We start from the raw sequence: 12,727 nt of genomic DNA on the forward strand, positions 1-12,727 counted from the left end.
ATCGCGAGAATTTCCTATGATTTTGTACACACCCGCTGAGCATCAGCAAAAAATCGACCTGCCGCTGTTCCTCGATCGCGTGCCGTGCGGCTTTCCGTCGCCCGCTCAGGATTACGTAGAGTCGCGCCTTGATCTCAATAAACTGCTGATTGCGCACCCGAGCGCGACGTACTTTGTCCGGGTCTCCGGCCATTCAATGACCGATGCCAACATCAGCGAAGGCGATCTGCTGGTCATCGACAGCTCGCTGACCGCCGTTCACGACGACATCGTGGTGGCAGCCGTCGACGGCGAGTTCACGGTGAAAAAGTTGCGCACCCGCCCGTCGGTTCAGCTGGTGCCGATGAACCCGCATTATTCGCCGATCACCTTCAATGACGAAGAGTCGCTGGAGATTTTCGGCGTCGTCACGTTCATCATCTACGCCGCGCGCTGATTATGTTTGCCCTCGTTGACGTCAACTCCTTCTACGCCTCGTGCGAGACCGTGTTCAGGCCGGATTTGCAGGGACGACCGGTGATTGTGCTGAGTAATAACGACGGCTGCGTGATCGCCCGTAACGCTGAAGCGAAAAAGGCCAACATCGCCATGGGCGCACCGTTTTTCAAAATGCGTGAAGCGATCCGCCAGCATAACGTGGTGGTGTTCTCCTCGAACTATGCGCTGTACGCCGATATGTCCAACCGCGTGATGGAGACGCTGGAACAACTGGCGCCCGCCGTCGATGTTTACTCGATTGACGAGGCGTTTTTAGATCTCACCAACATTGAAAACTGCATCTCACTGCATGATTTTGGCAAGCAGGTGCAGAAGAAAATTTGGAAAGAGACGCATCTGGCGGTCGGCGTCGGGATCGCACCGACCAAAACGCTGGCCAAACTGGCGAACTTCGCGGCGAAAAAGTGGAAGGATACCGGCGGCGTGGTGGATTTATCCCAGACCGTGCGTCAGAGAAAGCTGATGAACCTGCTGCCGGTGGATGAAGTGTGGGGCGTCGGGCGGCGTCTGACTAAACAACTCAACATGATGGGGATCGAGACGGCATTACAGCTGGCCGACAGCCCTTCTGCGCTGATCCGCAAACATTTTAGCGTGGTGCTGGAGCGCACGGTGCGCGAACTGCGCGGGGAATCTTGCCTGCCGCTGGAAGAATCGGTGCCGACCAAACAGCAAATCATCTGTTCACGGTCTTTTGGCGAACGCATCACCGAGTATCAGGATATGCGCGAAGCCATCTGCAACTACGCCGTGCGCGCCGCCGAGAAGCTGCGCGGCGAGCATCAGTACTGCCGCTTCGTCTCGGCGTTCGTTAAAACCAGCCCGCACGACCCAAAAGTTCCCTACTACAGCAACTACGCCGGGCTCAAACTCCTCACACCGACGCAGGACAGCCGCGACATTCTCAACGCCGCCGTGCGTTGCCTCGATCAAATCTGGAAACCGGGCTATCGCTATCAGAAAGGCGGCGTGATGCTGGGCGATTTTTTCAGTCAGGGCGTGGCGCAGCTGAATCTCTTCGATGAGTACCAGCCGAAAAAGAACAGCGAGCAGCTGATGGCGACGCTGGATGAGATCCACAAAAAAGGGATGGGCAAAGTGTGGTTCGCCGGGCAAGGCATCCAGCGCGGCTGGTCAATGAAACGGGAAATGTTGTCGCCGGCGTATACCACGCGGGTGGATGAATTATTGCAGGTGAAGGTGTAAGGGGAACCGTCGCTGTATGTACGATCCCCCTGAGGTTCAGGGGCTAATCGACGAAAGAATAAGTCTGCTTATCTTGATTAAGGCCGTAAATGACACTGAAATCGGTTTTGCTGTAGCAATTCAATGCTATTTGTGAGGAATTACTCAGGCTCTCGATATTTTGGTAAATAGCCGTCATGTAAAATCCAAAATCACATTGATGTAATTGAGGATCGATGATCTGATCCACTTTTCCTGAAGACTTGTTGAGAGCCTTCACTTTATTCACTGAAAGGCCATCATCTTTCATTTCATAAACGCCAATAAAGCTATGAGACGCCGTTTGCCCCCAAAATGGAATTTCAATCGTTTTCGCAGGGTTGCCCGAGATTGTGGTTTTATCCATGGAAGCCGTCATATTCAGGACGACATCCAGCGTACGTTTGGTGTTCTGCCAGGTACCATGAAGAACATCCCCACCCTTTTTAAGTTTTAACGGGCAGGTACTGAGGTCATATTTTTTACCTTCGGTCAGATAATCATCATATTCCTGATCATTAGCTACCTCACAAAGCACGATGGCATCAGACGTTATTTTTCCATAGAGCGGAATGGGAGAACGATATTTATCGTAATAGTAACTTCCTTTGATATTTGTCTTCCCGCCAAAGGAATAACGCTGAAGAGAGACATGAACCGGAGATTTCCCGATCGTTCCTTCGTAATTCTCGAGGACATACCAACTGTCCGAAGCGGCTGCGGCTGAACCCGATAAAATTCCACAGAGACTGACTGAGAGAATGATTTTTTTTAACATGTTACCCAATGCCTGCACAGAGTGTGTCTGATTATCCCGATACTCGTCATGTCATTCCCCCAAATACTCATGCTTTGCGTTATTATTCACCATACCATTTTCCGCCGGAGAAACAGATGGCATTTGACTGGCACAGCGAGACATTAACCCGCGCCACCCCCGTAGATAAGCACTATAAAAACACCCAAAATGTCCGGCGCTTCATGCTTGAGCAATGCGGTGCACAGTTTAAATTTGATCGGGATTTTATGGCATGGATACGCAATGACCAGCCTAAAAATCTGGGTGACGTGGCAGATGAATGGACGCGCCGGCAGGCGCCTTAAATTAACCCCGTTTAATGCATGGATATAAAGCCGATTAGTTGTTATAACCCATAATGTTCTATAACAAAAAGGTGAAGGGTAACAAGGAATGCACAATACCAGCTGGAGTTGGGAAACACATTTCAATATAGATAGCCTGGTACTTCTCAAAATATTGGTTGTACTGATTATTATTATTGGGGTTCGGGAAAACCTGAGATGGAAAAGAAGAAAAAGGCAGGATCCCGGTGGCGCTATTTCGCAGGCAAATGCCAGAGAACGCCATGAATGGCGCTATGTCCGGCGGGCATTCACTCTGATACAAATCGCATTCGGCCTGTATATTTTAGGATCACTCATTCAGTTCTTACTCAGGTAGAAGCTTGCATAATGATAAAGCGGAGGAAATACCTTCCTCCGCCCCCGATGGATTAAGTGATCAACGACGGTGACTTAACCGGTAGCCGCGCTAATTTTTACTCTTCGCCCGTGTTTGCGGTTTTACTGAAACGACGACGCACTACCACGAAAAACACTGGCACGAAGAAGATCGCCAGCAGCGTGGCAGAAATCATCCCGCCCATCACGCCGGTACCGACGGCATTCTGTGCGCCAGAACCCGCACCGTTGCTGATAGCCAGCGGCAGAACCCCGAGAATAAACGCCAGTGAGGTCATCAGGATCGGGCGCAAACGCATCCGCACCGCCTCCAGCGTCGCTTCAATCAGCGGCTTGCCTTCTTTAAGCATCAGATCGTTGGCGAACTCGACGATCAGGATGGCGTTTTTGGCCGCCAGCCCGATCGTGGTCAGCAGCCCGACCACGAAGTACACGTCGTTATTCAGCCCGCGCAGGCTGGTCGCCAGTAACGCACCGACCACGCCCAGCGGCACCACCAGCATGACCGAAAACGGGATCGACCAGCTCTCATACAATGCCGCCAGACAGAGGAAAACCACTACCAGCGAAATGGCATACAGCGCCGGTGCCTGTTCACCGCTCATGCGTTCCTGATAGGACATTCCTGTCCAGTCATGGCTGATACCCGCTGGCAGTTGCGCCGCCAGTTCTTCCATCAGCGCCATCGCTTCGCCCGAACTTTTCCCAGGTGCAGGTTGCCCCAGGATCTCCAGAGAAGACAGGCCGTTATAGCGCTCCAGACGCGGTGAACCGTAAACCCATTTTGCGGTGGAGAAGCTGGCGAACGGTACCATTTTGCCGTTAGTAGCACGCACGAACCAGTCGTTGAGATCGTCCGGCATCATGCGGTACTGCGCATCGCTCATCACATAGACTTTCTTGACGCGGCCGTTATCGACGAAGTCGTTAACGTAACTGCCACCCCACGCGGCGGACAGCGTGGTGTTGATATCCGCCAGCGACAGCCCCAGCGCTTTGGCTTTTTCCTGATCGATGGTCACTTTGTACTGTGGCGTATCTTCCATGCCGTTCGCACGCACCGCCATCAGCACGTCAGGATGCTGCGCCGCCAGCGCCAGCAGCTGATTACGCGCTTCCAGCAGTTTCTCGTGCCCCAGATTACCCCGGTCGATCAGCTCAAAATCAAAACCGGTGGCGTTACCGAGCGCGATAATCGGCGGCAGATTAAAGGCCACGACGGTGCCGTCGATGATTTTTGAAAACGTCGCATTGGCACGCTGCACAATCGCGGTGACTTTATTGTCATCCCCTGGCCGCTCGCTCCAGTCTTTCAGGCCGACAAAGGCAATGCCGACATTTTGCCCGCGTCCGGCAAATCCGTAGCCGTTGACCGTCAGAACGTTAGCCACGTTGTTTTTTTCGTCATGCAGATAGTGATCGGTAATGGTATCAAGCACTTTCTGCGTCCGTTCCTGCGTCGCGCCCGCCGGTAAAATGGCCTGAGTTGCCAGTACGCCCTGATCTTCTTCCGGCAGAAAAGACGTCGGCAGATGAACAAACATCACCACCATGCCCGCGACGATCAGCAGATAAATCACGATATAGCGTCCGGAGCTTTGTAAAATCCGCGCCACCGAAGACGTGTAATGCTGTGTACTCTGGTCAAACTTGCGGTTGAACCAGCCAAAGAATCCAGTGGTTTTGCCGTGTTCGCCTTTTGCCACAGGTTTGAGCAACGTGACGCACAGCGCAGGCGTGAGGATCAGTGCAACAAACACCGACAGCGCCATTGCTGACACGATAGTGATGGAGAACTGACGGTAGATAACGCCGGTGGTGCCACCGAAGAATGCCATTGGCACAAACACCGCCGAGAGCACCAGCGCAATGCCGACCAGCGCGCCCTGGATCTGCTCCATCGATTTACGCGTCGCCGCTTTTGGCGACAACCCCTCCTCGGCCATGACGCGCTCGACGTTCTCCACCACCACAATGGCGTCATCAACCAGCAGGCCGATGGCCAGCACCATGCCAAACATGGTCAGGGTGTTGATGGTAAAACCACAGGCTGCCAGAATGCCGAAGGTGCCCAGCAGTACTACCGGTACGGCGATCGTCGGGATCAGCGTTGCACGGAAGTTTTGCAGGAACAGGAACATCACCAGAAACACCAGCACAATGGCTTCGAACAGCGTTTTCACCACCTCATTAATCGAGATTTTGATAAACGGCGTCGTGTCGTACGGATACACCACCTGCAGGCCGTCCGGGAAGAACGGGCGCAGCTGTTCCAGCTCGGTGCGCACAGCCGCAGCGGTATCAAGCGCGTTAGCACCGGTTGCCAGCTGGATCCCCAATGCTGACGCCGGTTGTCCGTTGATTTTCACCACAAACTGATAATCCTCACCACCGCGCTCAATACGGGCGACGTCATGCAGCCGCACCTGAGAACCGCCGGCGTTCACTTTCAGCAGAATATCGCCGAACTCATCCGGTGAAATCAGGCGGGTTTGCGCAATCAGGGAAGCATTGAGCTGCTGCCCCGGCACCGGCGGTGCGCCACCAATCTGCCCGGCGGCCACCTGCGCATTCTGAGTGTTCAGCTCGGCGATGACATCCACCGGCGTGAGCTGAAAATTGTTCAGCTTGTTCGGATCCAGCCAGATGCGCATGGCGTACTGCGAGCCGAAAATCTGCGTATCGCCGACGCCGTCAATGCGGCTAATCGGATCTTTGATATTCGAGCCAACGTAATCCGAAATATCCTGCTGGGTCATCGTGCCGCTGCTGTTCACAAAACCGACCACCATCATGAAGGTGCTGGACGATTTTCTGACGGTGATCCCCTGCTGCTGCACTTCAGAAGGCAACAGCGGCGTGGCCAGCTGCAATTTATTCTGCACCTGAACCTGCGCGATATCTGCATCGGTGCCGGTTTTGAACGACAGCGTGAGCTGCAAGGTGCCCGAAGAGTCGCTGGTCGATGACATATACATCAGACCGTCCAGGCCATTCATATTTTGCTCAATGACCTGCGTTACCGAGTTCTGCAAAGTCGTCGCATCCGCGCCGGGATATTGTGCGCGGATCTGCACCGCCGGAGGCGCAACGCTTGGATATTGTTCCACCGGCAGATTGAGGATGGAAATCGCGCCAGCGAGCATCACAATGATGGCAATCACCCAGGCAAAAATGGGGCGATCGATAAAGAATTTAGACATATTTCAGCGTTCCCTGATTAAGACTTTGCTGGCTGCTCATGAGGCTCGACGGCCTCTCCCGGCTTAATTTTCTGTACGCCTGATACCACCACGCGCTCGCCCGCCGACAGACCGGACAGCACCTGCCACTGGTCACCCAACGTCTTGCCGGTGGTGATATTTTTCAGCGCCACCTTATTATCCGCGCCGACCACCAGTGCGGTCGCCTCACCACGCGGATTGCGGGTGACGGCCACCTGTGGCACCAGCAATGCGGCTGGATTAACGCCCTCGTCCAACCGCGCACGGACAAACATGCCGGGCAGTAAACGGTGCTGAGGATTGGGGATCACCGCGCGCAGCGTAATAGAACCGGTGGTTTCATCGACGGTGATATCGGAGAATTCCAGCCATCCTTTTGGCGCGTAAGTGCTGCCGTCAGAAAGCCTCACCGTCACCTCGGCTTTTCCGGAGGTTTGTTTGATTTCGCCGTCGGACATCGCCTGACGCAGGCGCAGGAACTCCTCCCCCGACTGGGTTACATCGACATACATCTGATCCAGCTGCTGCACGGTTGCCAGCGAACGAGTTTGTGCATTTTGCACCAGCGCCCCTTCTGTCACTGAAGAGCGCCCGATCCGCCCGGAAATCGGCGACGTGACTGTGGTGTATTGCAGATTAATACGGGCTGACTTCACCGCTGCTTTGGCTGCCACGACTGCGGCCTGAGCTTGTTGGGCAGTGGCCTGTGCCTGGTCGAAATCCTGCTGGCTGATGTAATGCGTGCCGGTCAGCGTGCGGTAACGGTTCACCGTCGTCACTGCGATACGCGCGCTGGCCTCTGCCTGCGCCAGATTTCCCGCTGCGCTGTCCAAAACGGCCTGATACGGCGCGGGGTCGATCTGGTACAGCGCCTGCCCTGCATTCACGTCGCTGCCCTCAGTGAATAAGCGTTTTTGGATAATCCCTGACACTTGCGGACGCACCTCGGCAATACGCAGCGCAGACGTTCTGCCCGGTAATTCAGAGGTCATCTTCAGCGGCGCAGTGCTGAGTTTTACCACGTTAACGTCGGTTAATTTTTGCTGTGCCGAGGCAGTATTTCCGCTCTCATCACACCCCGTTAATACCCCACTCCCTGATAACAGACAAAAGGCTGCCAAAGGCTTTAAAAGCCCTAAATGATTCATGAATTCCCACCTCAGATAACAACGTAATGATTAATGCAAAAAAAGTACCCGATAAAAAAACCACATAAATTACGCCGGATGTGACTGATGCATTCTCCTGTAGGCCTGTGGCGGTAAACTGTATTTCCGGGAAAAAGTTCGCGAAAAGGACTGCTGAGAGTCATATCCGTATTTATATGAAATATCGACCACCGGATTTTTAGTATGAAGAAGCTCATCTGCGGCCAGCGCCAGCTTACGGTCACGAATATAATTCCCCAGCGTGTGACCTGTTTCCTGCTGAAACATCCTCTGTAAATGCCATTTGGAATAGCCGGATTTTTCAGCGACATCCCGAATTTTTAACGGCTTGTCGATATTTTCTTCAATCCAGCCAATTAACGACCTGATGATTTCTTTATGCATCACAAATACCTCTTACAACCGGAGTATGCAGTGCGCGAAACGAAACGGAATCACACGTGAGTTTCAATATAATGACCGTCGAAATAACGGCGGTCGGTACAACGATAAGTGAACTGGCAGCAGTAATAAGGCGTGGATAAGAGTAAAAGCGACAGGACTGTCCTGACTCTTATAGGGCGAGATTAGCATTCATATTTCTCTGTTATAAGATCATCAATTACGAATAGCTCTATGAGTTGAATTCATTAATGAGCCCCACTCATAAAGCCTATCCTTTTTCAGGGCATTATCTGCGGAGGGATCGCCAGTAACATAAGCTCACGTATTCATGTTCAGAAGAAAAATAATGACTGATTCTCAGGCGCGAACGCCGCCCAACGCCGTCAAAACGTCGGGTCTGCCTTTTGTTCTCATTCTCAGCGCGTTAATGGCTTTCACCTCGCTTTCTACCGATATCTATCTTCCCGCCATGCCTGCGATGGCGAAAGCACTGCACGGCAATGTGGAACTGACCATCACCGGATTTTTGGTGGGATTTTGTATTGCCCAGCTAATCTGGGGGCCGTTGAGCGATCATTTTGGTCGTCGCAAACCGCTGTTCGCCGGGCTGGCGCTGTTTATCATCGGCTCCGTCGGTTGCGCGCTTTCAACGGACATTCCGCAGATCGTGTTCTGGCGTGTATTTCAGGCGCTCGGCGCCTGCACCGGGCCGATGCTGGCGCGGGCGATGATCCGCGATCTGTTTAGCCGCACCCGCGCCGCACAAATGCTGTCCACGCTGATGGTGGTGATGGCCATCGCGCCCATCGCCGGGCCGCTGATCGGCGGACAAATGATTATCTTCACTTCGTGGCACGCCATTTTCTGGCTTCTGGCAGTCATCGGCACCGTTATGTTTATTTCACTTTACTGGTTACCGGAAACGCTGCCCGAAGAAAAACGGGTGAAAGCCTCATTGCCCGGCGCTTTCCGCAATTACCTGCAACTGTTAAAAAACAAAACCTTTATGCGTTTTACGCTCTGCGTGACTTTTTATTACGTGGCGGCCTACGCGTTTATTACCGGCTCACCCTTTGTCTATATCACCTACTTCGGCATCGATCCCCAGCACTACGGTTGGCTGTTTGCGCTGAATATCGTCGGGCTGATGGGCGTGAGTATGCTCAATCGCCGTCTGGTGCATCGTTATCCGCTGGAAGTTCTGCTTAAACGCGCCGTTGTAGTCGCCGCCCTTGCCGCACTGGTGCTGGCCTTCGGCGCGAAACTGAACATCGGCGGCATGCTGCTGATCCTCGCCTGCATCTTTGTCTTCTTCTCGATGAATGGCGTGATTGCCGCCACCTCGACCGCCGCTGCGCTGGATGCGGCACCCAACGTGGCCGGTTCCGCCTCCGCGCTGATTGGCGCGTTGCAATACGGCAGCGGCATTATCTCGTCATTACTTCTCGCACTGATGAGCGACGGCACGCCGTGGACCATGGCCTGGATCATCGCCGTCTTTACTGTGGCCAGCGCGTTAATTGCGCTGACGACCCGCGTGCCGAAGGCGCAATAAAAAGGCAAGCCTGTGGCAATGCCCGATCAGGTCAGTCAGTTCCTGAAGGAAAAGAATCTGCAATCACACCTCCGCAGGGTTCATTTTGCGATTAATGAACCCTGCTAATAAAGCCTATCCGTTTACAGCCTCTAATCTGATAAATCCTTCTGCGTTATGCTTTTCACATACCCAAATACAAGGATAACGACATGCAAAAAATCAAACTGAATGATGGTTTTGAAATACCTCTGCTGGGTTTTGGTGTCTTCCAGATGACCGATGCGGAGGAATGCGAACGCGCCGTGCTCGACGCGCTGGAAACCGGTTATCGCCTGATTGATACTGCGGCTTCCTACCAGAATGAAACTCAGGTCGGCAATGCGCTGAAACAGAGCAGCATCCCGCGCAGCGAACTGTTCATCACCACCAAGTTATGGCTGCAGGACACCCGATACGAAGGGGCGAAAGCACAATTTGAACGTTCGCTTAACCGTCTGCAACTGGACTATGTCGATCTCTATTTGATCCATCAGCCTTACGGCGACGTGCATGGTGCATGGCGTGCGATGGAAGAATTACAGCAGGCGGGGAAAATCCGTTCGATTGGCGTCAGCAATTTTCATCCAGACCGGCTTGCCGATCTGATGGCGTTTAACAACGTAGTGCCTGCGATCAATCAGGTAGAAGTGAATCCTTTCAATCAGCAGTTGCACGCCGTGCCGTGGATGAAAAGTCGCAACATTCAGCCCCAGGCATGGGCACCGTTTGCCGAAGGCCGCAATGGCCTGTTCCAGCATCCGCTGTTGAGCGCGATGGGTGAACTATATGGCAAAAGCGTGGGGCAGGTCGTTCTGCGCTGGTTAGCCCAGCGCGGCATTGTGTCGCTGGCAAAATCCGTCCGCAAAGAGCGCATGGAAGAGAACATCGCTATTGCGGATTTTGAACTCAGCGAAGACCAGATGATGCAAATCACCGCGCTGGATGCCGCAACCAGCGCCTTCTTCTCGCACCGTGACCCGGCAATGGTTGAATGGCTGGCGGGCCGCAAACTTGACGTGTAATAACTTATTCCACTAAACCATGAGGATCTTACCCATGCAAAAACGTTACCTTGGAAAATCCGGACTGGAAGTCTCGGCGCTCGGCTTAGGTTGTATGGGCCTGAGCCACGGCTACGGCCCGGCGACGGACCACCGTCAGGCGGTTGAGCTCATCCGCGCAGCGGTTGAACGCGGCGTGACCTTTTTCGACACCGCTGAAGTGTACGGCCCTTATCTGAACGAAGAAGTGGTCGGGGAAGCGTTAAAACCCTTCCGCGACCGCGTAGTCATTGCCACTAAGTTCGGTTTTACCTTTGGCGAGGATAACAAGCAGCAGAACCTCAACAGCCGCCCGGAGCATATTCGCGAAGCGGTGGAAGGATCGCTGCGTCGCCTGAAAACAGACGTTATCGATCTCTACTATCAGCACCGTGTCGATCCCGATGTGCCGATCGAAGAGGTTGCGGGCGCGGTAAAAGATCTGATTGCACAAGGGAAAGTGAAACACTTTGGTCTTTCGGAAGCCGGTGCGCAAACCATCCGCCGGGCACATGCGGTTCAGCCGGTAGCGGCGCTGCAAAGTGAATATTCAATGTGGTGGCGCGAGCCCGAGCAGGAGATCATGCCGGTGCTCGAAGAACTGGGGATCGGCTTTGTGCCGTTCAGCCCGCTGGGTAAAGGCTTTTTGACCGGCGCGATTAAAACCGGCACCACCTTTGGCGCCGACGATTTCCGCAGCCAGGTGCCGCGTTTTGCCGCTGAGGCGATCGAAGCCAATGAAAAGCTGGTGGTCTTGCTGTCTGAACTGGCTGCGGGGAAAGGCGTGACATCTGCGCAAATTGCCCTGTCCTGGCTACTGGCGCAAAAACCGTGGATCGTGCCGATCCCTGGCACCACCAAACTGCATCGTCTGGAGGAAAATATGGGCGCTGCGGACGTGGTTCTTTCACCAGAAGATCTGAGGAAAATCACGCAGGCGCTGGACACGGTGAAAATCACCGGCGAACGCTATCCGGCATCATTGCAGGCGCGCGTAGGCCGTTAAAATCTGTTTTGGCCTGCGATATAATAAAGATATCGCAGGCTTTTTTAGCGGGTCAGTTACTCTGAATATCGCAGCGCATCAATCATCAGCGCAAAGGCCGGGGGATGTTGTTTCCGGCTCGGGTAATAAAGGTAATAGCCGGGAAACGACGGGGACCATTCGTCGAGGACCTGAATCAGTTCGCCCGACGTCACCGCCTCTTCCACCAGATCTTCCGGCACGCAGGCAAGCCCAAATCCGCACTTAACCGCATCGATCCGCTCGGACAAATGATTGAAAATCAGCTGCCCTTCTACCCGCACGCGTAACGGTTTACCCTCTTTCTCGAACTCCCAGTGATACAAGCCTCCGGCGGTCGGTAAACGCATATTGATGCACCGGTGATTTTGCAACTCATGCGGCGTCAGAGGGATGCCGTTCTTCTCTAAATAAGCTGGCGAACCCACCACAACCATGCGCATATCCGCGCCCATTTTGACTGCAACCATATCCTTATCCACGCTTTCGCCCAGACGCACCCCGGCATCGAAACGACCATCGACGATATCGACAAAGCCGTTATCGACCACCATCTCAACATTGATATCCGGATATTCCTGTAGAAAAGGCTTCAGCCTGGGCCACAGCACGCTTTGCGCCGCATGTTCGCCCGCTGAGATGCGGATATTGCCCGAAGGCGTGCCGTTGAGCTGGAGCAGGGTTTGAAGTTCATGTTCAATCTCGGCCAGACGTGGTTCAAGACAGGCGATGATCCGTTCCCCGGCTTGTGTTGGCGCCACGCTGCGGGTGGTGCGGGTAAGCAGACGGATATTTAAGCCCTCTTCCAGCGCCTTGATCGCGTGGCTTAACGCCGACTGTGAAACGCCGAGCTTCCCCGCCGCCTTGGTAAAACTTCTCTCCCGGGCAACCACCAGAAAGATCTGCAACTCGTTGAAGTTCTCTTTAAGCATTGCGTAATTCCTTACATCCATCCGTTGCCGGTTAAACCAGCCAGAAAACCTCGACCGTAACGATAAACGCCACGCTACTTTCGCCTGTCAGCTACGTCCTGCCATAACGATGTAAAAGCGTCATTTTTGATGATGTCTGTTTAGGTGAAAAATTTCCTTATCTTCTCATAAGTT

The 12,727-nt window shown here is 53.7% G+C and carries 12 protein-coding genes; 7 read left to right on the plus strand and 5 right to left on the minus strand.

Features of this window, described 5'->3' with window-relative positions; translation table 11 throughout:
- Positions 1-16: 16 nt before the first annotated feature.
- Both umuD and umuC read left to right on the plus strand, forming a co-directional pair.
- Positions 17-436 (plus strand): translesion error-prone DNA polymerase V autoproteolytic subunit, encoded by a 420-nt coding sequence (umuD, locus tag ACMHLI_RS20040; RefSeq protein ID WP_413530993.1) that lies wholly within the window; start codon positions 17-19, stop codon positions 434-436.
- A 2-nt stretch (positions 437-438) separates the two neighbouring features.
- Positions 439-1,704, plus strand: coding sequence for a translesion error-prone DNA polymerase V subunit UmuC (gene umuC / locus ACMHLI_RS20045; RefSeq protein ID WP_413530994.1), 1,266 nt, complete (start codon positions 439-441; stop codon positions 1,702-1,704).
- A 43-nt stretch (positions 1,705-1,747) separates the two neighbouring features.
- Here the strand turns inward: umuC and ACMHLI_RS20050 are convergent, their stop codons facing one another.
- Positions 1,748-2,500 (minus strand): hypothetical protein, encoded by a 753-nt coding sequence (locus ACMHLI_RS20050; protein ID WP_413530995.1) that lies wholly within the window; start codon positions 2,498-2,500, stop codon positions 1,748-1,750.
- 116 nt (positions 2,501-2,616) lie between these two features.
- Here ACMHLI_RS20050 and ACMHLI_RS20055 point away from each other — a divergent pair, with 116 nt between their 5' ends.
- Both ACMHLI_RS20055 and ACMHLI_RS20060 read left to right on the plus strand, forming a co-directional pair.
- Positions 2,617-2,826, plus strand: coding sequence for a DUF6434 domain-containing protein (locus ACMHLI_RS20055; RefSeq protein ID WP_413530996.1), 210 nt, complete (start codon positions 2,617-2,619; stop codon positions 2,824-2,826).
- Positions 2,827-2,914: 88 nt separating this feature from the next.
- The gene (locus ACMHLI_RS20060; RefSeq protein WP_413530997.1) at positions 2,915-3,184 is read left to right on the plus strand and encodes a hypothetical protein; all 270 of its coding nucleotides are present in this window, start codon (positions 2,915-2,917) and stop codon (positions 3,182-3,184) included.
- A gap of 97 nt (positions 3,185-3,281) precedes the next feature.
- Here the strand turns inward: ACMHLI_RS20060 and ACMHLI_RS20065 are convergent, their stop codons facing one another.
- The 3 genes from ACMHLI_RS20065 to ACMHLI_RS20075 all read right to left on the minus strand — a co-directional run bounded on the left by ACMHLI_RS20065 (position 3,282) and on the right by ACMHLI_RS20075 (position 7,981).
- Positions 3,282-6,407 (minus strand): efflux RND transporter permease subunit, encoded by a 3,126-nt coding sequence (locus ACMHLI_RS20065; RefSeq protein ID WP_413530998.1) that lies wholly within the window; start codon positions 6,405-6,407, stop codon positions 3,282-3,284.
- Between the two features lie 17 nt (positions 6,408-6,424).
- Entirely contained in the window at positions 6,425-7,576 is a 1,152-nt protein-coding gene (locus ACMHLI_RS20070; protein ID WP_413530999.1) for an efflux RND transporter periplasmic adaptor subunit, read from the minus strand.
- Between the two features lie 69 nt (positions 7,577-7,645).
- Positions 7,646-7,981, minus strand: a complete 336-nt coding sequence (locus ACMHLI_RS20075; protein ID WP_112167899.1) for a helix-turn-helix domain-containing protein — start codon at positions 7,979-7,981, stop codon at positions 7,646-7,648.
- Positions 7,982-8,327: 346 nt separating this feature from the next.
- Here ACMHLI_RS20075 and ACMHLI_RS20080 point away from each other — a divergent pair, with 346 nt between their 5' ends.
- From ACMHLI_RS20080 to ACMHLI_RS20090, 3 genes are all read left to right on the plus strand, one after another.
- Positions 8,328-9,536: a multidrug effflux MFS transporter gene (locus ACMHLI_RS20080; RefSeq protein ID WP_413531000.1), complete on the plus strand. Its 1,209-nt coding sequence runs from the start codon at positions 8,328-8,330 to the stop codon at positions 9,534-9,536.
- Between the two features lie 191 nt (positions 9,537-9,727).
- On the plus strand, positions 9,728-10,579 hold the full coding sequence (locus ACMHLI_RS20085; protein ID WP_413531001.1) for an aldo/keto reductase: 852 nt from the start codon (positions 9,728-9,730) through the stop codon (positions 10,577-10,579).
- Between the two features lie 34 nt (positions 10,580-10,613).
- Positions 10,614-11,603 (plus strand): aldo/keto reductase, encoded by a 990-nt coding sequence (locus tag ACMHLI_RS20090; RefSeq protein ID WP_413531002.1) that lies wholly within the window; start codon positions 10,614-10,616, stop codon positions 11,601-11,603.
- Between the two features lie 56 nt (positions 11,604-11,659).
- Here the strand turns inward: ACMHLI_RS20090 and ACMHLI_RS20095 are convergent, their stop codons facing one another.
- Complete coding sequence (locus ACMHLI_RS20095; RefSeq protein WP_413531003.1) at positions 11,660-12,553, minus strand: LysR family transcriptional regulator; 894 nt, start codon at positions 12,551-12,553, stop codon at positions 11,660-11,662.
- Positions 12,554-12,727: the final 174 nt, after the last annotated feature.

Source organism: Rahnella inusitata, from assembly GCF_965118895.1.
GTDB classification, from domain to species: Bacteria; Pseudomonadota; Gammaproteobacteria; order Enterobacterales; family Enterobacteriaceae; genus Rahnella; species Rahnella inusitata_A.

Bases quoted from the DNA above. Each gene is read 5' to 3' on its own strand.
- umuD (WP_413530993.1), top strand. From the start codon at position 17: ATGATTTTGTACACACCCGCTGAGCATCAGCAAAAAATCGACCTGCCG.
- umuC (WP_413530994.1), top strand. From the start codon at position 439: ATGTTTGCCCTCGTTGACGTCAACTCCTTCTACGCCTCGTGCGAGACC.
- ACMHLI_RS20050 (WP_413530995.1), bottom strand. From the start codon at position 2,500: ATGTTAAAAAAAATCATTCTCTCAGTCAGTCTCTGTGGAATTTTATCG.
- ACMHLI_RS20055 (WP_413530996.1), top strand. From the start codon at position 2,617: ATGGCATTTGACTGGCACAGCGAGACATTAACCCGCGCCACCCCCGTA.
- ACMHLI_RS20060 (WP_413530997.1), top strand. From the start codon at position 2,915: ATGCACAATACCAGCTGGAGTTGGGAAACACATTTCAATATAGATAGC.
- ACMHLI_RS20065 (WP_413530998.1), bottom strand. From the start codon at position 6,407: ATGTCTAAATTCTTTATCGATCGCCCCATTTTTGCCTGGGTGATTGCC.
- ACMHLI_RS20070 (WP_413530999.1), bottom strand. From the start codon at position 7,576: ATGAATCATTTAGGGCTTTTAAAGCCTTTGGCAGCCTTTTGTCTGTTA.
- ACMHLI_RS20075 (WP_112167899.1), bottom strand. From the start codon at position 7,981: ATGCATAAAGAAATCATCAGGTCGTTAATTGGCTGGATTGAAGAAAAT.
- ACMHLI_RS20080 (WP_413531000.1), top strand. From the start codon at position 8,328: ATGACTGATTCTCAGGCGCGAACGCCGCCCAACGCCGTCAAAACGTCG.
- ACMHLI_RS20085 (WP_413531001.1), top strand. From the start codon at position 9,728: ATGCAAAAAATCAAACTGAATGATGGTTTTGAAATACCTCTGCTGGGT.
- ACMHLI_RS20090 (WP_413531002.1), top strand. From the start codon at position 10,614: ATGCAAAAACGTTACCTTGGAAAATCCGGACTGGAAGTCTCGGCGCTC.
- ACMHLI_RS20095 (WP_413531003.1), bottom strand. From the start codon at position 12,553: ATGCTTAAAGAGAACTTCAACGAGTTGCAGATCTTTCTGGTGGTTGCC.